Annotated in this window: 21 protein-coding genes; 9 read left to right on the forward strand and 12 right to left on the reverse strand. The window is 46.6% G+C overall.

The window, feature by feature from the left end; all coding sequences use genetic code 11:
• Window positions 1-5: 5 nt before the first annotated feature.
• Window positions 6-1349 carry an aminotransferase-like domain-containing protein gene (locus OCU74_RS15065; protein WP_087482822.1) on the forward strand — a complete coding sequence of 448 codons (1344 nt, stop codon included), beginning with the start codon at window positions 6-8 and terminating at the stop codon, window positions 1347-1349.
• 4 nt (window positions 1350-1353) lie between these two features.
• Here OCU74_RS15065 and OCU74_RS15070 read toward each other — a convergent pair whose 3' ends face one another.
• Window positions 1354-1908 carry a GNAT family N-acetyltransferase gene (locus OCU74_RS15070; protein ID WP_087482821.1) on the reverse strand — a complete coding sequence of 185 codons (555 nt, stop codon included), beginning with the start codon at window positions 1906-1908 and terminating at the stop codon, window positions 1354-1356.
• 571 nt (window positions 1909-2479) lie between these two features.
• On the opposite strand from OCU74_RS15070, the gene OCU74_RS15075 reads away from it, so the two are divergent.
• Window positions 2480-4129, forward strand: a complete 1650-nt coding sequence (locus OCU74_RS15075) for an RICIN domain-containing protein (protein ID WP_159457478.1) — start codon at window positions 2480-2482, stop codon at window positions 4127-4129.
• A gap of 259 nt (window positions 4130-4388) precedes the next feature.
• Window positions 4389-5825 (forward strand): 6-phospho-beta-glucosidase, encoded by a 1437-nt coding sequence (locus OCU74_RS15080; RefSeq protein WP_087482819.1) that lies wholly within the window; start codon window positions 4389-4391, stop codon window positions 5823-5825.
• A gap of 84 nt (window positions 5826-5909) precedes the next feature.
• Here OCU74_RS15080 and OCU74_RS15085 read toward each other — a convergent pair whose 3' ends face one another.
• Window positions 5910-7583: a methyl-accepting chemotaxis protein gene (locus OCU74_RS15085; RefSeq protein WP_087482818.1), complete on the reverse strand. Its 1674-nt coding sequence runs from the start codon at window positions 7581-7583 to the stop codon at window positions 5910-5912.
• Window positions 7584-7875: 292 nt separating this feature from the next.
• Here OCU74_RS15085 and greB point away from each other — a divergent pair, with 292 nt between their 5' ends.
• Together greB and OCU74_RS15095 are read left to right on the forward strand one after the other, a co-directional pair.
• Window positions 7876-8355, forward strand: coding sequence for a transcription elongation factor GreB (greB, locus tag OCU74_RS15090; protein WP_087482817.1), 480 nt, complete (start codon window positions 7876-7878; stop codon window positions 8353-8355).
• Between the two features lie 98 nt (window positions 8356-8453).
• Complete coding sequence (locus OCU74_RS15095; RefSeq protein WP_087482816.1) at window positions 8454-10772, forward strand: Tex family protein; 2319 nt, start codon at window positions 8454-8456, stop codon at window positions 10770-10772.
• Window positions 10773-10867: 95 nt separating this feature from the next.
• On the opposite strand, the gene OCU74_RS15100 is transcribed toward OCU74_RS15095, so the two are convergent.
• The gene (locus OCU74_RS15100; protein ID WP_200807792.1) at window positions 10868-11344 is read right to left on the reverse strand and encodes an ATP-dependent Lon protease; all 477 of its coding nucleotides are present in this window, start codon (window positions 11342-11344) and stop codon (window positions 10868-10870) included.
• 153 nt (window positions 11345-11497) lie between these two features.
• Window positions 11498-12262: a pimeloyl-ACP methyl ester esterase BioH gene (bioH, locus tag OCU74_RS15105; RefSeq protein WP_200807795.1), complete on the reverse strand. Its 765-nt coding sequence runs from the start codon at window positions 12260-12262 to the stop codon at window positions 11498-11500.
• Window positions 12263-12348: 86 nt separating this feature from the next.
• On the opposite strand from bioH, the gene OCU74_RS15110 reads away from it, so the two are divergent.
• From OCU74_RS15110 to cysQ, 4 genes are all read left to right on the forward strand, one after another.
• Complete coding sequence (locus OCU74_RS15110; RefSeq protein WP_087482813.1) at window positions 12349-13050, forward strand: ComF family protein; 702 nt, start codon at window positions 12349-12351, stop codon at window positions 13048-13050.
• Window positions 13051-13133: 83 nt separating this feature from the next.
• On the forward strand, window positions 13134-13721 hold the full coding sequence (gene nfuA, locus OCU74_RS15115; RefSeq protein WP_087482812.1) for a Fe-S biogenesis protein NfuA: 588 nt from the start codon (window positions 13134-13136) through the stop codon (window positions 13719-13721).
• 162 nt (window positions 13722-13883) lie between these two features.
• The gene (nudE, locus tag OCU74_RS15120; RefSeq protein ID WP_087482811.1) at window positions 13884-14462 is read left to right on the forward strand and encodes an ADP compounds hydrolase NudE; all 579 of its coding nucleotides are present in this window, start codon (window positions 13884-13886) and stop codon (window positions 14460-14462) included.
• Window positions 14459-15280, forward strand: coding sequence for a 3'(2'),5'-bisphosphate nucleotidase CysQ (gene cysQ, locus OCU74_RS15125; protein WP_087482810.1), 822 nt, complete (start codon window positions 14459-14461; stop codon window positions 15278-15280). Before nudE ends, cysQ begins: the two co-directional genes overlap by 4 nt.
• Before the next feature lie 11 nt (window positions 15281-15291).
• Here the strand turns inward: cysQ and OCU74_RS15130 are convergent, their stop codons facing one another.
• The 8 genes from OCU74_RS15130 to gspG are packed head-to-tail and all read right to left on the reverse strand — an operon-like array spanning window position 15292 to window position 20780.
• The gene (locus OCU74_RS15130) at window positions 15292-16056 is read right to left on the reverse strand and encodes a type II secretion system protein N (RefSeq protein WP_143693314.1); all 765 of its coding nucleotides are present in this window, start codon (window positions 16054-16056) and stop codon (window positions 15292-15294) included.
• Window positions 16057-16060: 4 nt separating this feature from the next.
• Window positions 16061-16552: a type II secretion system protein M gene (locus tag OCU74_RS15135; protein ID WP_143693312.1), complete on the reverse strand. Its 492-nt coding sequence runs from the start codon at window positions 16550-16552 to the stop codon at window positions 16061-16063.
• Window positions 16553-16561: 9 nt separating this feature from the next.
• Window positions 16562-17773, reverse strand: coding sequence for a type II secretion system protein GspL (gspL, locus tag OCU74_RS15140; protein ID WP_159457477.1), 1212 nt, complete (start codon window positions 17771-17773; stop codon window positions 16562-16564).
• Window positions 17742-18770 carry a type II secretion system minor pseudopilin GspK gene (gene gspK / locus OCU74_RS15145; RefSeq protein ID WP_087482806.1) on the reverse strand — a complete coding sequence of 343 codons (1029 nt, stop codon included), beginning with the start codon at window positions 18768-18770 and terminating at the stop codon, window positions 17742-17744. Before gspK ends, gspL begins: the two co-directional genes overlap by 32 nt.
• Entirely contained in the window at window positions 18757-19395 is a 639-nt protein-coding gene (gene gspJ / locus OCU74_RS15150; protein ID WP_087482805.1) for a type II secretion system minor pseudopilin GspJ, read from the reverse strand. The genes gspK and gspJ overlap by 14 nt, the downstream gene beginning before the upstream one ends.
• Entirely contained in the window at window positions 19373-19735 is a 363-nt protein-coding gene (gspI, locus tag OCU74_RS15155; protein ID WP_087482804.1) for a type II secretion system minor pseudopilin GspI, read from the reverse strand. The genes gspJ and gspI overlap by 23 nt, the downstream gene beginning before the upstream one ends.
• A complete protein-coding gene (gene gspH, locus OCU74_RS15160; RefSeq protein ID WP_087482803.1) occupies window positions 19722-20306 on the reverse strand; it encodes a type II secretion system minor pseudopilin GspH in 585 nt (194 codons plus the stop codon). Before gspH ends, gspI begins: the two co-directional genes overlap by 14 nt.
• A 24-nt stretch (window positions 20307-20330) precedes the next feature.
• Window positions 20331-20780: a type II secretion system major pseudopilin GspG gene (gspG, locus tag OCU74_RS15165; RefSeq protein WP_087482802.1), complete on the reverse strand. Its 450-nt coding sequence runs from the start codon at window positions 20778-20780 to the stop codon at window positions 20331-20333.
• Between the last annotated feature and the right edge of the window lie 23 nt (window positions 20781-20803).

The raw sequence follows: 20803 nt of genomic DNA on the forward strand, positions 1-20803 counted from the left end.
ATTTTGTGAGCGAGGCCAAGTTTAAACAGATCGCCCAGACGATCATATCCAGAATTGTGGAAGGCCATTATCCACCGAATTCGAAACTCCCACCTCACCGGGTGCTGGCTGACGAACTGAATACCACGCCGGTCACAGTCGCCAAAGCCTACAAGCTACTGGCTGAACAAAACCGGGTCGAATCATTTGTTGGCCGGGGAACGTTTGTTTGCGGCGAATCCAGATTGTCACAGGCTATTCATGTTTCCGAGGACGAATCTGAATTCAACTTTTCTATTCTTCAGCCTTGTCTGAGCTATAACATCATGGCGTTGCAGGATGCATTTCAGAAAGCAGCAGGTCATATTACCCCTCAGTTGATCGGATATGCTGAATACTCAGGCCACCAGCAGCACCGGCAGGTCGGTGTACAATGGGCGGCTCAATATGGTTTGTCCGGAGGAACAACACAAAACACACTCCTGACTGATGGCGCCCAGAATGCCCTGTCTCTGCTCATTGAAGCACTCACTAAACCCGGAGACACCATTGCAGTTGAATCTCTCACTTATCCGGGAATTCTGGCGATTGCCAGCCTGATGAGACGTGAAGTTGTCGGTGTTGAGATGGATGAACACGGTATGATTCCTGAAGCCTTACAGCAAGCCCTGCAAACTGCCAGACCCAAACTCGTCATTGTTATCCCTTCACATCAGAATCCAACCGGGATCAACATGCCTCCTGAGCGCAGAGAGTCCATTGCCCGAATCATTCGTGATTCCCAGACATGGCTCATTGAAGATGATATTTATGGATTCCTGAATCCGGAACCTGTTCCGGCCATATGTAACTGGATTCCGGAACAAGGTTTCCATGTCACCAGCTTATCCAAAGCTATCAGTCCGGCACTACGCTGTGGATTTATCAAAGTCCCCGAGAGCCAAATCAGTACTATCAATGCACATATCCGGGCTGGTATCTGGCTTTCTTCTCCCTTTAATTATGAAGTTGCCGCAGAGCTGATGTCATCCGGTCAGGCATTTGAACTTGCGAAACAGCAGCAGTTGCTGGCACAGCAACGCCAACAGATTGTCCGGGAGATTTTACAGACAGAGACCTCATCTCAGCAGGGCTATCATGTCTGGCTCAGACTGCCACAACACTGGCCGCAGGAACGTTTCGTTTTAGAAGCCAGCAAACGTCATCTGATGGTCAGCAGTGGCAGCTACTTTGCCGTCCGGCAACCCACCGATCATATTCGGCTTTCGCTCATGTCGATCAATTCGGAACAGCGCCTTCGCGAAGGCTTGCACCAGTTGAAAGCCCTGATGGAGACAAATATGACAACCGAGTTCCCATTTCAGGTTTAGGCATTCACCGAACCATTTTTATCCAGCGGATGGCTGGTCTCTGACGGTGTTTCCCCAGACATTCATACTGACGGAATCCGATAGACTGTAGTAGCGCCTGAGAAGGCAGATTATCATGGTAGACATCTGCCAGAATAAAGTCGACGTCATGCTGCTCAATCAAAGACAGCAGTAAACCGACAGCTTCCCGGCCATAACCCTGCCCCTGAAACAGCGGTGTAATCCAATAACTGATAAATACTTCTTTTGCATGGACACCGTAAGCAACACTACCAATTAAGCCATGCTCCGTGTGCCAGACTCCGAATCGTCGGTCCTGATTAGACCCTTCTCCACGAATAAAAGAACAAGCGCGCTGTAGTGTATGGATCGGTTTCAGTCCCAGATTGTCCCAGACAGGTTTGGAGAACAACGTCAGTAAATAGTCAGCATCAGACAGTTGTAAAGCCTTGAGGTAAAGTATGCCGGTATGGTCAGCTTCCCTGCCGCAAGCACAAGTCTTGCGCTTGCGAAGCAATGGATGTCCGGTGACTGAATCACAAGCAAAAGCTTTCATCATGAGTTATTTCCTCATCAGAACGATCACAGTTACATTCTCACAGCAGATAAACATAAAATCTCCGGTCAATCGATTAAGACATCATAAAGAAAAGAGTCCTGTTACTTTACAATTACATTATTCACCCTCCGGACTCAGGAAGTTGTTGGGTTTCTATGATGAGTTGGTATTTTTAAATTACAGACAAATATCATACTGGCACATATCTCTCTCCAGTACAGGTTTTGTATAAAAGATGTCCAACATCATAAGATATTCCGCAGACAAATGTTTCAGAAAAAATGAAATACAATGCATATAAAAATAATTCTATTGAAATGAAACCGATATTTTCTATGCTAATTCACACCTTGAATAACTCGCTTGTTTTTTAAGCATTTTTTACTACTCTTTGCCCGCATTGTCGGTTATTTTTTAGGCACCCCTCGATGAGTGATGACACTACCAACAACAGCTCATCATTACTCATCAGCAGCATGATCATCCCGGGTACTCAACCAGAAGTATCCATCTAAATTCGCGATTTGATGGAATGGATTTACCGACACAAGCAAATGAGGATTTCAGAACAATGCGAAACTCCAAAAAAACGGGTTACCGTCTTACCACACTACTCTTTACCAGCCTGTTACCCCTTAGTCTGCCTCAGTTCGCTATGGCAGAAACTGTCCCTAATGGCACGATATCACCTATCGTTGATGTGAATTCCGGTTTATGTTTGGGTGTAAAAGGCTCATCAAACTCTTCCGGCGCGCAGTTACAGATCCAGAACTGTAATGGCTCAGACTATCAAAGATGGCAAGTTTCACTGGATTCATCAAACTGGGCAACGATCAAAAACGTTGGCAGTAACCAGTGCATTGATGTGACCGATGGCTCAGCCGAACCGGGTACAAACCTGCAACAGTGGGGCTGTAGCGGAGCAGATTATCAGGCCTGGAATATCAGTGCTCAAGGCAATGGTCAATATGCCATTATATCCAAATACAATGATTTAGCTGTCGATGTTTATGGAGCCAGAACAGACAATGGCTCACGGGTCGTACAGTACACATGGACAGGTGCCGATAACCAACGCTGGACATTCCCTGGCTCCGGTTCATCTTCCTCCGGTTCAACCAATACAACCAATACACCATTCGGGTTTGCAACAGGCACAACCGGTGGTGCCGGTGGTCAGGTTGTCACCGTATCCACACCAAGTCAGCTTGAGAATGCAATCAAGGGGAATGATGCGAAAATCATCCGGGTTAATGGCATCATTGATTTCCGTGGAACCCGCACCACTTCAGCAGGCTGTACTTACTCCGATAACTACTGTAGCTACAATGGAAAACAGGAAAAAATTCTCGACCGGTTAGGTTACTGTGATGGACGTAGCACCTACAACATTACCTATGATGCAGCCGGACCAAGTGGTATGCGTGTCGGTTCAAACAAAACCATTATCGGTGTCGGTTCAAGATCAGGTATCAAAGGCAAAGGATTCTATCTTCGCGATGGCGTCTCCAATATCATCATCCGTAACCTGTCTATCACTGACATCAATGACGGACTGATTTGGGGCGGCGATGCAATCACTGTGGATAATGCCAGCCGCATCTGGATCGATCATAACTATATTGCCCGCATCGGACGTCAGATGCTGGTAACCGGCTGGGGCACAGCAAAACAGATGACCGTATCAAATAACTATTTTGATGGTACAACAGATTACGGCCACTACTGTAATGCTAAGCACTACTGGACAATGCTTCTCATCGGTGAAAACCAAAGTATTACTCTGGCAAACAACCGTATCAGAAACACATCCGGACGTGCGCCGAAGATCGATAGCGGTATTGTTCATATGGTGAACAACTACTTTGATGGCAACTATGCCGGTGGCCTGAGTGGTGGTGATACAAACATCATTATGGAAGGAAACTACTATACACGTTCCAGTGGCTTCTCTCCGATTGATCAAGTGAAATCAGGAACACTATTTGCTCCACTCAGCTCAACTCTCGGACAAGCAAATTCCAGCTGTTCAAATGTACTCGGCCGCTCCTGTGTCGAAAACTACGATGAAAACGGACAGAAAAAATTTGCCATCAGCGGTAACGTTATGAGTGCAGTCAACTCAAACGGTAGCTGGCGCTCAGGAGTCAGAGCAACAAGACCGGTCAGTACTTCTGCGGTACGTAGCTTCAACTTTGGTCCTCAGGGCAATATTAACTAAGGCAAGCTCAATTCAACTGAACATCACTGCGATGTCAGACTCCACCTCAGCAGACCACATATCTGCTGAGGTGTTTTCTATTCTGTGTCCGCACATTTGAGCCTGTTTTCTTTTCCCGCAGTTACAGCAATCTCTTCAGACAGGTGAATTAGCAGCCAAAATGGAACCGGTTACAGAAACCGGTTCCATTCAGGACTCAATTCTTCTATACTGAGTCCCGACAGATGACAAATTCATATGAAAACAGAGGTATAGACGAATGGGACAGAATAAGTTTCCGGATAATTTTCTGTGGGGCGGCGCAGTCGCAGCTCATCAGGTTGAAGGTGGATGGGATCAAGGCGGCAAAGGCCCGAGTATTGTTGACGTTTTGTCAAAAGGTGCTCACGGGGTTGATCGCATCATTACCGATGGCATCGAAGCCGATATCATGTATCCGAATCATGAAGCCATCGATTTCTACCATCGTTTTAAAGAAGATATCGCCCTGTTCGCCGAAATGGGGTTTAAATGTTTTCGCACATCAATCGCCTGGACACGGATCTTTCCGAACGGTGATGAAGAAACACCGAATGAAGCTGGTCTGCAATTCTATGATGAATTATTCGACGAGCTGCTCAAATACAATATTGAGCCGGTTATTACTCTGTCTCACTTTGAGATGCCACATCACTTAGTGAAAACATATGGTGGCTGGCATAACCGTAAAGTCGTTGATTTCTTTGTACGTTTCAGCGAAGCCGTCATGAGCCGCTATCAGAAGAAAGTGAAATACTGGATCACCTTTAACGAAATCAACAACCAGATGAACTGGAAATATCCACTATTCGGCTACTGTAACTCTGGTGTGATTTATCCGGAATTTGACCACCCTGAGCAAGCGCTGTATCAGATTGCTCACCATCAGTTTGTTGCCAGTGCGAAAGTTGTGAGTCTCGGCCACAAAATCAATCCGGATTTCCAGATCGGCAGTATGATCCATATGATGCCGATTTATCCGGCTACCTGTAAACCTGAGGATATGTTGCTGGCTCAGGAAATCATGCGCCAGAAATACTTCTTCAGCGATGTACAAATTCGCGGTCACTACCCGCACTATATTAAGAAAGAGTGGGAGCGCAAAAACATTACCGTTGAAATGCACCCGGATGATGAAGCAACACTTCAGGCCGGTTGTGCCGATTATCTGGCAATCAGCTACTACATGACCAACATTATTGAAGCTGAAGATCAGAAAAACGATTCTGAAAACGTATTTGGCGACAAAACAAAACTTAATCCTTATCTGAAAGCCTCAGAATGGAGCTGGCAGATTGATCCTGCGGGCCTGCGTTATGCGCTTTCCGAACTGTTCGAACGGTATGAAAAGCCAATCTTCATTGTCGAGAATGGCTTCGGTGCAGTAGACCAGCCAGAAAATGATGGCCTTGTGAATGATGACTATCGAATCACCTATCTTGGCGAACACATCAAAGAAATGAAGAAAGCCATCACTTTAGACGGTGTTGATGTGATGGGTTACACACCCTGGGGTTGTATCGACTGTGTATCTTTCACTACCGGCGAGTATAAAAAACGTTATGGTTTCATCTATGTGGACCGCCATGACGACGGTAGCGGAGACTTTTCCCGTTCGAAGAAGAGAAGTTTCGACTGGTATAAGACCGTTATTTCCTCGAACGGAGAAACTATCTAACCGAGGTCTCATTCAATCTCTTTTTCCACATTGAAAAAACCGGTCTGAATACAGACCGGTTTTTATATCAGCTCGTCCCGCTCGTTAAACCGTAAACCGATCGACTAACGACTTCAGTTCTCTGACCTGATGACGCAGGTCGTCACTCCCTTTACGGTTTTCGTCCGCCACACCGGCAACCTGTGAACTCTGATCTGAGATAATGACCACCCGTTCAGAAATTTCCTGACCAACCTGACTCTGTTCCTCAGTTGCTGTAGCAATCAGGGTATTCATATCCATAATCATACTGACTGAATTCAGGATCTCTGTCAGAGCACGACTTGCCAGATTAGCTTTTGTCACCGTATCTTCACTTTGAGTACGACTATCCTGCATGGACTGTACCGCTTCATGGGTCGCGTCTTTCAACTGTTCGATAATGCCATGAATCTCTCCGGTACTTTCCTGTGTCCGGCTGGCAAGTTTTCTGACTTCATCAGCAACAACCGCAAATCCCCGGCCCTGATCTCCGGCCCGGGCAGCTTCAATCGCCGCATTCAGTGCCAGTAAGTTTGTCTGTTCAGCAATGTCCTGAATCACATCCAGAGATGAGGAAATACCTTCCACATTGTGCTCCAGTTTATCCATGACCATGCCGGCAAACTCTAATTTTTCAGCTAATACGGCTACGGAATCAACTGCAGATCCCACTGTTTCCATCGCTTCTTTGGCTTTTTCATCAGCAGTTTCAGCAGCAGTTGCAGCACCGGATGCATTCTGTGAAATCTCCCGGGCAGTTGCCGTCATCTCAGTCACAGCTGTTGCAACCTGTTCGGTTTCTTCTCTTTGCGTACTTGATAAATGATCAACCTGGTTGGCTCTGCCAAGTATCTGCTCCGTTTCTTCACCAATCACATCACTACTGGCTCTCAATTGGCGGATAATATCCTGCAGATTAGCAACAAACTGGTTGAAGTTCTGACTCAACGCCGCATATTCAGGGATCTGATAAGCTTCCATCCGAGCGGTCAAATCGGCATCGCCACTGGCGAACATTTCAATAGAATGATCAAATCTTTTCAGTGGCAGCAAAATACTGCGGCTAATCAGCAACGTAAAGACAGCCACAAGGCAGACCATCCCGCCACCCACAGAGATCATCCACCACAGACCTTTTTTCATTTCCTGATCAGAAATTGATGCCATCTGTTTAGTGGTTGCTTCTACATCATCGATATAGAAACCCGTACCGATGATCAAATCCCACTGGGGTTCGTAAACAGAATAACTGAGTTTTTCACTGGCTTCTTTCTCGCCGGGTTTCGGGAAGAAATAACTTGAATATCCTCCGCCCTCATTCTCTTTCGCCTGACGAATCAGATTCTGGATCAACAGATTTCCTTTCACATCTTTCAGATCCCAGAAATTTTTACCGATTCCGGATTTCGATTCACCCATAAAGATACGAACACCTTTACTGTTATACCCAAACACATAACCGCTCTTACCAAAGTGAATCCGGGACAATTCATCAATGACCTGTTGCTGATCAGCCTGACGAGCTTTTAATGATGCCAGAGAGGAAGTCACAATATCGATGTACGATTTTAACTCCGATCTTTTTTGTTCAGAGAGTTGCTGATGAATCAACTGCTGCTGGGTATGGTTGAGTGTTGAGATTTGCTTGTATGCGATAAACATCATCCCTAAGGTGATGCATAACAGGGGAATCATTGAAAGGGCATAAACCCGGAATTTAATCGTTAGTTTGGACATAACACTTTCCTCAGTATCCATTCTGACAAAAGCCTATGACGTCGCAGTGAAAGTGTTATTTTTATCGTTTCACAAAAGTATACTACCTCATGAAATACATTGTTATTGTCAGTTTTGTCACACTGCCGCACAACAGTGATATATTAAAGATAGATGAATATTGAGTAATACGACATCATTGACTACCGTAAATTTTTGGTCACATTACACAAACAGCCATTAACCTTTCTGCTGTTTTTCGCTAAGGTATCAGCCCATCAATGAAACACTCGCAGAACCAATCCAGCCGCTTATGAAAACAAATCTGATTACCCGTGAAGGCTATAATCGCCTCAAACAAGAGCTCGATTTTCTCTGGCGGGAAGAACGCCCGGAAGTCACCAAAAAAGTAACCTGGGCTGCCAGTCTGGGAGACCGCAGTGAAAATGCAGATTACCAGTACAACAAAAAGCGCCTCAGAGAAATTGATCGCCGGGTCCGTTACCTGAGAAAACGTCTGGAGCAGGTCAAGATCATCGATTATTCACCACAGCAGGAAGGAAAAGTGTTTTTTGGTGCCTGGGTCGAAATTGAAAATGACACGGGTGAGATAAGACGATTCCGGATTGTCGGGCCGGACGAAATCTACGGCGACGTTAAAGACTATATCTCCATCGATTCCCCCATGGCCCGGGCCCTGCTTAAAAAAGAAACTGATGATGAATTCACCGTTGAAACCCCACAAGGCCCGAAAGAGTGGTTCATCAACCAAATCGAATATACTCAGGATTAGATACATTGATCTGGAAATCCCGGAGCGTTGCCCCCATATTTGCTGATATTATTATCCGCCCCTGATGGCGGATGAGCTAACTAAAGAGAAGAACACGGATGAGCCAAGCTATCTGTCATACTATCGCTTCAGAGCTGAATGTCCGCCCTGAACAAGTTATTGCTGCTGTTAACCTGATTGATGATGGTAGCACCGTACCATTCATTGCCCGTTACCGGAAAGAAGTCACCGGCGGGTTGGATGATACCCAGTTGCGAACACTGGATTCGCGCCTCTCCTACTTGCGGGAAATGGATGACAGACGTCAAACCATTCTGAAATCAATTCAGGAGCAGGGAAAACTGACCTCTGAGCTGGAGCAGGAAATTCTTCAGGCTGACAGTAAAACCCGTCTGGAAGATCTCTATCTTCCGTACAAACCTAAACGCCGGACAAAAGGTCAGATTGCTATTGAAGCCGGTCTGGAACCGCTAGCCGATCAGTTATGGGAGCAACCTCAAACATATCCGGAAGATGCGGCACAGGCGTATCTTAATCCCGACAAAGGGATTACCGATACAAAAGCTGCTTTAGACGGTGCCCGCGCGATTATGATGGAACGCATCGCCGAAGATGCCAACCTGCTGGAAAAGCTACGTCATTATTTGCTCAAACATGCCGTACTGGTCTCAAAAGTGATCGACGGAAAAGCTCAGGAAGGAGAAAAATTCAAAGACTACTTCGACCATCAGGAGCCCATTAGCAAAGTCCCGTCACATCGGGCGCTTGCGATGTTACGTGGTCGTAATGAAGGGATTCTGTCACTGGCGCTCAACGCTGATCCGGAACAGGAAGAAGGTGGTCGCGGCTCTTACTGTGAAACACTGATTGCTCAGCACTACAAACTTCACCTCAGTGATGCTCCGGCTGATTCATGGCGTCAGCAGGTTATTAGCTGGGCATGGCGCATCAAAGTATCCATGCACATGGAAACCGAATTAATGTCGGCCATGAAAGAACGAGCCGAAGTTGAAGCGATTGATGTATTCGCAACGAATCTGAAAGACTTGTTGATGGCTGCCCCGGCAGGACCACGGGCAACACTGGGACTGGACCCGGGTCTGCGTACCGGCTGTAAGGTGGCTGTCGTTGATGCAACTGGAAAAGTACTGGCGACAACAGCTATCTATCCTCATCAGCCACAGAAACAGTATGAAAAATCAATTGAGATTATTGGTAGTCTGATTCGTCAGTTCAATGTTGATCTGATTGCTATCGGTAATGGGACGGCTTCCCGAGAAACCGACATGTTTGCAGCAGATCTAATCAAACGCGGTAACCTGAAAGTACAAAAAATTGTGGTCAGTGAAGCCGGCGCATCGGTGTACTCTGCATCGGAACTGGCAGCCAAAGAGTTTCCTGATTTGGATGTATCGCTGCGCGGGGCGGTTTCTATCGCCCGGCGTTTACAGGATCCTCTGGCAGAATTAGTGAAGATCGACCCGAAATCAATCGGTGTTGGCCAGTATCAGCATGATGTGAATCAGTCACTGCTGGCAAAACGTCTGGATGCCGTCGTCGAAGACTGTGTAAATGCGGTTGGTGTAGATGTCAATATGGCTTCTCCGGCACTGCTGACCCGGGTCGCAGGATTATCGGCGACACTCGCTGAAAATATCGTTGCTTTCCGTAACGAAAACGGCCGCTTTGAAAGCCGGAGCACGCTGAAGAAAGTTCCACGCCTCGGTCCAAAGGCTTTCGAACAGTGTGCCGGATTCCTGAGAATTATGAACGGGAAAAATCCGCTTGATGCTTCGGCCGTTCACCCGGAAGCATATCCGGTTGTTTCAGCCATTGCGAAGAATAATCAGCAGGAAATGAAATCACTGATCGGCAATACGGAATTCCTCAGAACCCTGAATGCGAGGGATTACACCGATGATCACTTTGGCCTTCCTACTGTGACCGATATTATCAAAGAGCTGGATAAACCCGGCCGGGATCCACGACCTGAATTTAAAACAGCAACATTTGCCGATGATATCCATGAGATCGCTGATCTGGAGCCAGGAATGGTTCTCGAAGGGGTTGTCTCCAATGTCGCCAACTTTGGTGCATTTGTTGATATTGGTGTTCATCAGGATGGACTTGTCCACATCTCTGCATTGACGGACCGGTTCGTTTCCGATCCGAGAGAAGTGGTCAAAGCCGGAGATATTGTTAAAGTAAAAGTCATGGAAGTAGATGTCGCGAGAAAGAGAATCGGCCTCTCAATGCGCCTGTCAGATGAACCCGGTCAGGCCAGTCGCCCGGCAACACGTAATCAGACATCTTCCCGCGCCTCTCAACCTCAGAAGAAGACACGCCGTGAAGCTCCGGCGTCAAATAGTGCCATGGGCGGAGCATTTGCTGCGGCCTTCGCCAAAGCCAAAAAATAACCGTACTGCACGTCTTATCTCCACAAAAAAACGCCCACTTCCGCAGAAGTGGGCGTTTTTATTAAAGCAATATTGCCTGCCACAGTAAAATACGGCTACAACACTGCTATCACTTCCGAAGGTGTGTTTGGAGCAATGGCATGTCCATAATGATATTTAATCACAGTCCGCCTTCGCGCCATCTTCCCTTCGGTTATCGCAGCATCAATGATGTGTTTGGGTAACCGGAACCGTATTGCATAGCCTTTGCCCTGATCTTTACTGTAGGTCGATAATGCCAGCAATCTGAAAAGCCGCTCAAGCTCATTTTGAGCTTCTTCCGCATGGGAAGAATCAATCTCCTGTTCCTGATCTGAATCAATCTCATACTGAGGATGCTCCGCCGGTTCCCAGGAAGATCGCTTGCGCCGCTTATCATCGGTTTTCAACCGACGCTCTGCGTTGGTCTTTTCCAGTTGTACGGTTGGTACGACAGGTTCTCTGACACGATTATCATGTTCAGCCTGTTCCGTCTGCACATTCACCGATGGGGCGATAAGTGGCACACTTATATTATTTGGTGACACAATCATTGCCGAAACCTCCTTCAGCATCGCCCAGCCCATCCGGTTTTCTGAGAAACCTGATGAGTTAGAACCTATATCGACTCAACCATTTAAACATTTAGCAACAAATGGTGATATTTTAAACAATATGACAGAATACTGACATTCGCCAAACTTTGCCTACTGACTGAACAGCAAGATCTGCTGACAAAAGTGCTCGGTTTCCGTCATAAAAGGCGCATGCGAAGACTGTGTAAAAATATAGCATGTACTATCCGGAGCCAGAGTATCCAGCTTCCCGGCAATTTGCACTGGAACTAAACCATCCAGCCGGCCATAAAGACGAAGCATCGGCACAGAAATTTCAGCCATCTGTGCTCGAAAATCGACATCAGCCAGCATTTTCAGTCCAGCCATCAATGCTTCCGGTTGCGGTGCCGGACGGGAGAGCACCATTTTTTTCAATTGCTTCACATCCTGCCGGGCTGTTGGACTTCCCATCGCCTGAAGTGCCATGAAACGCTCGATGGTAAGCTGAAAATCGTCGACCAATTGTTCAGTAAAAGCAGTCAAGACCTGAGGTTGAATTCCTTTCCAGCCTCTTTCCGCAGAAAACTTTGGAGAACTGGCGACTGTCACCAACTTACTCACATAATCGGCGTGATGCAGTGCCATATGCGTTGCCACCAGCCCACCCAGTGACCACCCAACCCAGATTGCATTTTTCGGTGCCTGCTCAATCAGCAGCCCGGCAATTTCTTCCAGTGTTGCGGCATGTGTATGTGCGCTATGCCCATACCCCGGTAAATCAACCACATGAACCCGATAGGTCTGTTTCAGGATCTCAACAGTGTTATGCCAGACGGCACCATTCATTCCCCATCCATGAACCAGAACTAAGTCGCTCCCGTTTCCTTCAACCTGCCAATACAAAGATGCAGTCATGTTCACATTATCTCCAACAAAACTCATACATTTGTCGATCATCTCTCCGGCATAATCTCACGACTCGGTTTATGGATGATCAACACATGTTATATCAACGAATCAAACAAACTCTTTTTAGCAGCGTTCCCCGACTATGTGCGTTATGTGGACTTCCTCTAGCATCCGGAGAATATGACTGGTGCGGCACCTGTCTGTCATACTTTCAACCGACACCCCGTTGCACACGATGCGGTCTGCAGATGCCATTTTCAACACCGCAGTGCGGGCGCTGTCTCAAATCCCCACCACTCTGGAACCACCTCTATTGCCTTGGTGATTATGCCTATCCTCTGACTCAAATGATCCATCAGATTAAATACGGGCGTCAGTTTTGGCATATTGATTCCCTTGCTGCTCTTCTGGCTAAATCTATTCCTTCTCCGGCACCGTTGCTCCTCCCTGTACCAATGCACTGGCAACGCTATCTGCATCGGGGATTCAACCAAAGCACCTTACTCACACACAGTCTTAGCCGACATCTGGGTGTCGCCTGTCAAACCAGACTACTACAACGTATCCGCTCAACACCACCACAGGAAGGACTACATAAAACTGAAAGAGAAAATAACCTGATGCAAGCATTTACTTTACGCAGTTTACCACCAGTCAGGCATGTCGCTATTGTTGATGATGTGGTAACGACCGGCAGTACCGTCAGTCAGTTATGCCAATTATTACTTGAAGTTGGAGTCGAATACATTGATATTTATTGCTTATGCAGGACTCCTGAATATCACAATCAATAATTACCGTAAAAAGGATTGGATCTCTGATTTCTCAGGAGTAAAATGGTGAATTAATAGCCTACAAATTTACTCAGGTATTCGTCGTGTCAAATTCTATTACTATTACTGAATCCGCCCAGGAACATTTCGTCAAACTTCTCGCGCAACAACCGGAAGGAACGAATATCCGGGTATTTGTTGTCAATCCCGGAACTCAAAATGCTGAGTGTGGTGTTTCTTACTGCCCTCCGGAAGCCGTAGAGACAGCTGATACTGAAGTCTCGTTTCCGGGATTCTCTGCTTATGTTGATGAACTAAGTCTGCCATTTCTGGAAGATGCCGTTATCGACTTCGTTACTGACAAAATGGGTTCTCAGTTAACGTTGAAAGCACCTAATGCAAAAATGAGAAAAGTTGCTGATGACGCCCCATTACTGGAACGGGTCGAGTATGCCATCCAGACTCAGGTCAATCCGCAGCTGGCCGGTCACGGTGGTCATATCCAGTTGCTGGAAATAACAGAGGACGGTGTTGCGATTATTCAGTTCGGTGGTGGCTGTAATGGCTGCTCAATGGTTGATGTCACGCTGAAAGAAGGGATTGAAAAAGAGCTGCTGGAACAATTTTCCGGTGAGTTGAGTGCGGTGAAAGATTCCACAGAGCATGATCGCGGGGAACACTCGTACTACTAATTTGTAAAATATGGTATGTCAGAAAAGTCGATGTCATGGCATCGACTTTCTATTATGTGACTTTTGTTGGTAAAACTACTGTGAATATCGACAGACAAGTGTTTTCATCCCTATAAGTTTTTTCATATAGTTAAGCTATAGATATCACGGAGGAGTATCGGCATGACGTCCAAGCAGAGTCCTGAGATCCTGAGCATCACAACTGTTGCCAAATCGCGCCTTTTTACTGTGGAATCTCTGGATTTACGTTTTTCAAACGGTGAAGAACGGACCTATGAACGTATGCGTCCCAGTGGACGCCACGCTGTGATGATGGTTCCTGTCACTGCTCAGGGAGATATTCTTCTGGTCCGAGAATTCGCAGCCGGGACACAACGCTACGAGTTAGGCTTTCCGAAAGGATTGATTGATCACGGAGAAAGTGCAGAAGAAGCAGCTATACGCGAGCTCAAAGAAGAAGTGGGATTTGGTGCCAACAACCTGACCTATTTAAAGGAAGTCGTGCTTGCACCTTCTTATTTTTCGGGTCATATGACACTGTTCATCGCGCAGGATCTCTATCCTGAACAGCTCGTCGGCGACGAACCGGAACCGTTAGAAGTGATTCGCTGGCCTCTGTCTCAGGCCGAGGAACTTCTGACACATCTCGATTTTTGTGAAGCCCGAAGCGTAACGGCTCTTCTCCTGACCTTACGTTATATGAAACAGAATAACCTACTCCCGGAGGCAAACGCACTATGAACCGGGATCACTCACACTTATTACCTCAAGTTATTGAAATTGCCCGCTCTGCCGGGCAACTGATTCTGGATTACTACCAAACAAAATCCTATGAATCATTTACAAAGTCCGATGAGACACCAGTGACCAGTGCAGATTTGGCAGCTCATAAATTTATTACGGAAAAGCTTAAGTCTTTAACACCATCTATCCCGGTACTTTCCGAAGAAGCTGCAGATATCAGTCTGGAAAAACGTTCAGAATGGTCACAATACTGGCTAGTCGATCCACTGGACGGAACTCAGGAGTTCATTGCCCGTAGCGGAGACTTTGCCACAATCATTGCTTTGGTCGAAAATAATCAGCCGGTATTGGGAGTTGTTTACGGCCCCGTATCCGGAGTCACTTATTACGCCTGCCGGGGCAAAGGCGCCTGGAAAATACCAGACATGTCAGAAAGTCTGCGGATCCGTACCCATCACCACGAATTTCCCGGACAATCGATCTCTATCGCAATCAGTCGTCGTCAGAATATCAACTGGATAACAAACCGTCTGAGTCCTGCATGGAATTACGATCTCATTCCGCTCGGTTCGGCAGCATTAAAAGCCTGCCTCGTTGCAGAAGGGGCTGTTGACTGCTATCTGAGACTGGGGCCAACTGGAGAGTGGGACACTGCAGCAACGCAATGTATTGTTGAAGAAGCAGGAGGAAGGATCCTCAGTACCCAGTTATCACCTCTTTCTTACAATCTCAGAGAAACACTGGAAAACCCCAATTTCATTGTAATCGGGGATCCTAATCTTCCCTGGAAAGATATTTTAATGCATAAAGGTTAACCCCAACCCATTCAGTTGGGGAGCCTTCCGTTCGACTGAAATGAATAACGCCCTTCAGCATCGGTCGATGCATGTGTCTGGATCCACTGACTGAACAATCTGGGGAAATGAGCACTGGGTTTCACCCACCCTTGCAGCTGATAGTCCTCTTTCGGTGTCAGTGTCACTGAGTACTCACTCTGCACCATATCTGATAGTTGCTGGCCTTTCAGGCTAATCTGACTATCCTCACACGCGAGCCGGGCTGAAACTTTTTCCAGTGGCACCGATTGAGCCAACATAGATATCTGTGCGTTCGTCCAGGTGATCTCTCCCTGAGCCTGAGCACAAAACGGTGAACGATACCGATAATTCTGGATCACAACTTTAAAAGCACCTTCCGCATTGACCGGAACCGGTAAGTTCATATTTTCTGCAACAACCCGGGCCGGAGCAGAAAGTGATAAATTCCGTACATAAATCCCGGTGAAGCCAATTCCGACTTCCCCCGTACCTCTTAGGGCCGATTCATGGCGCTTTCCTAATGCAACATTCGCAGAAATATTCCCTGTAAATATAGCAAGAGGACGTAACTTCCATGCCAGTGAACCCAAATCATGATTCATCCACCTGGCGGACTGAACCTCTCCCTGCCATAAAGTACCCCCGACACCACTTAAAGATAACTCTCGGGGCTGAGGAATAAATTTTAAAGCCATACTTGCCGGTAAGTGGACGAGAACACTGACCACAAACACAAAAACCAAACCAACGACATACATAATTTTTATCTTCACTTTTTTAACCTCGAATGAATTCCAGGCGTTTTACTTCTATCATGCCATTTTTCTCAGCCCTATCAATATCCATCACCATAACCCGAATACCGTATTGCCGGCGCAAAAAAGCCAGCCAATCGATAAATTGGTTAAACGAAACTGGTTCAATCCAAATTTGTAGCCCTGAAGACTTAGGCTGCATCCGGATCAGCTGGATCCCAAATTTACTGGTAGAACCTGCAACAGCCTGATTCAAAGGTTCTTCAGAAACAGTTGTATCGCCCCGTCCCCGTAGCTGAATCAGCAGATCTGCCTGTTCAGTGACCCACGCCAGTAAATTTTGTTCCGATGTTAATCGGTTTTCAGCCAGAAGACTTTGTTCTTGCATCGGGCGAACAATACCGCCATATAATAACGCCAGTACACTTAAACTTACGGTGGCCAGTAATAATCTCTGCTCTCTGGAGGACAACGTCTTCCACCAGCTATAGCAACGATTCACCCATAGATTCATACCGTTCACCTACTTATTCTTTAAGATGAAAGACCCAGAAACCTGATTATTATCCCGGTTCAGTGGTCCCTGCTGTACATCAAACTGCTCAGACAGTTTTTGTCGGGTTGCTTCGAATGCCTGAAAATCAGCACCCTGCACATCAATACGGATATCTTCCCGCATCCCATCATAGTGAATACGCTGAAGCTGAATCCCCTGAATACTCCCAATCGTCTCAGCTAACGAGGTAAATAGGGACAACGCAGCATCTTTCCCTTCACCACCAGACAATTTATTAATCTCATCCGTGATCTGCCCCTTCAGATAACTGACTGTCGGAATCCGATGCCGATCCGGGAACAGGGTTCTGAAAATATGCTCACTTTCAGACCTCAGTGCCGTAGCCTCCTGAGACATTCGCCGGATATCAACCGTGTGGTCAATAAACAACAATGTAATTAAAGCAGCCAGAGCAATGAGACAACCTCGCCAAATCTGCCAGTATTTCATCCAGGAAGAGGACTTCTTAAAGGCACCGGTCAATAATGTCATCGGGCTGCTTAATGCGCCCCGGTACAGAAGTACTTCAATTGAATCAACCAGCTTCTCTGTCCAGACTTGTGTAGTTGACTCTCCCAGCTCAGGTACGCGACTATAAGATGTTACGGCCAGTTCCGGGCTTTCCTCATCTTGTTCATCCACCTGAGTAAATATCGGCATCCATGACTGCTCAATACAGACACCGGAAAATTGCCCCTGCCGTATTAACCATTCATTTCCTAACTGAACTGCCGTTGCATTCTCTTCAGCAGGCAAAGCCAGAACATCCGGCAGAACATTCTCAACCTGTAGTCCAGAAGCTTCAAACTGCTCCAGAATACAACTCAGCCAGTCGCGATCCACGGCTGCCGTATATACCCGGTCATCCTGTTTCGCCAATACGGAAAAGTGCAACGTCTCTACATCTTGCGCCAACTCATCTTCAACCAGATAAGGCAACATTTTTTCATATTGACGCGCACCTCCAGCCGGTAATGTGACAGTTTTCATCACCACATCGGCCCCGGAAAGCAGTACAATCACAGGCCTTCCCTCAGCATGAGGAACCAGCTCATCAAGTTCGGTCCAGGATGCAATTTCTCCAGATCTCTCTATCGTTGTCGCATGCTCTGCACCGATCCACCAATGTGCTTTGGCTTGTGGTTGCTTACTCAGCCGGACGAGCAGATATTCGCTCACGCTCTCCTCCATAGCGACGGCGAATGACCGTCACATCTTTTCTATCTTTACTAAACATTAAACTCCGCACCCTCACCCGGGCATCATCGACCATAACCTGAGCGTCTAACTCGAAATAATGGCTGTCGACACCAAGATACCCGGTTGCGTATGATTTTACAGTCTCATCGACACCACTCAGCTCTCCCTGCTCCAAAAAGTCATCTAAGCTGCTCCATCCGGAATAAGGACGGTTTTCAATCAACTGAGCTGCAGCCGACGAACTAAGATAAGGGTAAAACATTGCAGCTAAAATATTTGCCTGTTCTACAGAAAGTGTATTGACGTTTAGCCGCCACTCCTTAGTTGGTAAAGCACATAAGTAAGGAATGCTTTTCATCATGATTTTACCGCTGACACCTTGTACTGCTCTTAATTCGTCAACATCGGCCAACAAACTGTCAGGTGCATCATATGCCGGTGACATCGACTCATAAAAATTATCTTCTACACCACTGGTTGTATTAATCGAACGATTTGTATCAATAAATTCCCAGATAGAGTTTGCGGCGATCTCTGCCTGATAACTATCGCTTTCCACTGACTCAATCAAATGCTGTAGCGTCTGAATCAGATAAGGTGTTCCCGTATCGGCAGGATTCCACTCAATCCCAGACAGGACATTCACATTCAGGCAAGACTGCATATCCCGAATGCTTCCTTCAACAGTCCCGAAATCCAACGGATATTCTTTATCTTTCACAGCCCAGGGCTGACTCAGATTCACAGCTTCATCATCATCTTCATAACTCTGCTCAATCGCCGATTTCGCTAATGCTTCTACCCCCAGACTATACCAATAAGCCTGCTGATATCTGAGTTGATTCCCGGAACGATGATACTGAGTGAATAAGCGTTCCGACATCGTAGCAGCAATAGAAACCATCATTGCCAGTAACAGCAACACAATGATCAGGGCAACGCCGCGTTGTTTTCTCAACGATCTAATCGGATACATTTGATAAACTCAGTTCACTTCCGGCAACCAGATAAATCCGCTCAATCTGTCCGTAATCTTTCAGGGTCAGTTTCACACTGATCGCTTCAGGCAAAACACCTTTATCTTCCCAGCGTTCAACCCATTGGTGATTGCGATATAAACGGAAACTCATCGATTCAACCTGGGTCAACAATGGCCGGCCAATGCCGTTATCACCAGCCACTGTATCGGGATAACGCCACCAAATCCTTTCCAGACGATCTTCGATCAGACGGTACCCAACTTTCATAATATCTCCGCGGGGAAACTGCATTTGGGGATTCACCCAGCCATGGCGGGTAAAAAGAATTCCAACCCCCTCTGAAGATAACAATCCATCTTGCATCCACAGCAACTGAGCACCAGGTTCTTCTCCCTGATTGCGAAACTGACGGGACGCCATCTGGCGGAAATCACTATCCATGACCGCCAGTGCTTTCTGTATTTCTCCCAGACGTATCTCACTCTCTTTACTCACGACATTACTGCGCTGAACCTGATTCAGAACCTGATAAGCAGCCATCGTCAGACTCGCCAGAATTGCCAGAGCCACCAGCACTTCAATTAAAGTAAACCCCTGATTACGATGCTTCATTTGCAACATAACTTCTGACAACAACAACCGATGGGCCAGACTTCGTTTGGGAGACACTGACATCAAATGCTTTCAGCAAATCATCAGAAGTTTCAATCAATGTCACTTTCCAGTACCAGGTGTTTCCAGCCATTTCTTCAGTTCCTTCCTGAGCAGCCAATGTTTCGGGAGCAAGCATGATACGAGCCATCTGATTATCAGCGACCATCGCTGCAAACATCTTTTCTTCCAGCGTCTGTACGGTATTCACATGCTGGCTGACCGCTTTGATTATACTGATCGACGCTGTCGCAAAGATTGCCAATGCAATCAGCACTTCCAGCAATGTCATTCCCTTAGCTTGCTTCATCATCATTTTCCGATGGTGTCTGAATATGAAGTTCGCCATCTTCAGCTGTGGCAACCAACCACAGCGAGTCCGGCGTAGAATCAGCCCAGAACTGAATAGAAAAAGGAGTAACATCACCACTGGAAAGGATAAAGACCTGTGGTGGCGGTATCGGCTTCTTGTCATCGTCTTCCGGGAAATCCATCTCTTCAAACAACGATTCCTGACTGAAAAGCCGCTCCGGATTATTCCAGACACCGCCTCCCGGCTCAAAGCGAAAAGAAATACCTTCCTCAGCAGTCAATACACCGTTTATCTCTGATGTCGATTCAAGTGGCTTCCAGCCCTCTCCCGAGAGCATCAGAAAACGGAATTCATGTTTCTTTTCATCCACATAAAGACCGTAAGTTCTCCCACTAAAAATCGCATCTTCACTCAAAAGCTGTAATCGCTGATAGAGTCGTTCAGCAGTCTGTTGTACATCATCCTGAGAACTATCAGGTAAGGACATCACCACGACCATACTGCCGAGTGATATCACCACCAAAACCAGCATAATCTCTAGCAGAGTAAAACCACGATGGTATTTCATGAGCGCTATTTACCCAGGTAGCCGTTACTGGAAGTCAAGCAAATTCCAGTTACCAATATCGCTATTATTTCCGTCACCGCCTTCCTGACCATCGGCGCCATAGCTAAAGACATCGATCTTGCCCTTATCACCAGGACTCAGATACTGATAGTCATTGCCCCATGGGTCTTGCGGAAGACGTTTGATATAACCACCATCACGATAATTACGAGGCTCCGGATTAGATGGCTTCTCAACCAAGGCTTCCAGCCCCTGATCTGTTGTCGGGTAAACATTATTATCCAACCGGTACATATCCAGAGCATTCTCCAGAGAAACAATGTCAGCAATCGCTTTTTTCTGATCGGCTTTCTCTTTATTACCTAACAGATTCGGCACCACAAAGCTCGCCAGCAATCCAAGAATGACGATTACAACCATCACTTCCAGCAAAGTAAAACCAGCTTGTTTGCTCATTTGCTTTCTTATTTTCATTCCTACTCCAACATTCACGTTTT

The organism is Vibrio mangrovi (genome assembly GCF_024346955.1).
In the GTDB taxonomy this organism is placed as follows: Bacteria; Pseudomonadota; Gammaproteobacteria; order Enterobacterales; family Vibrionaceae; genus Vibrio; species Vibrio mangrovi.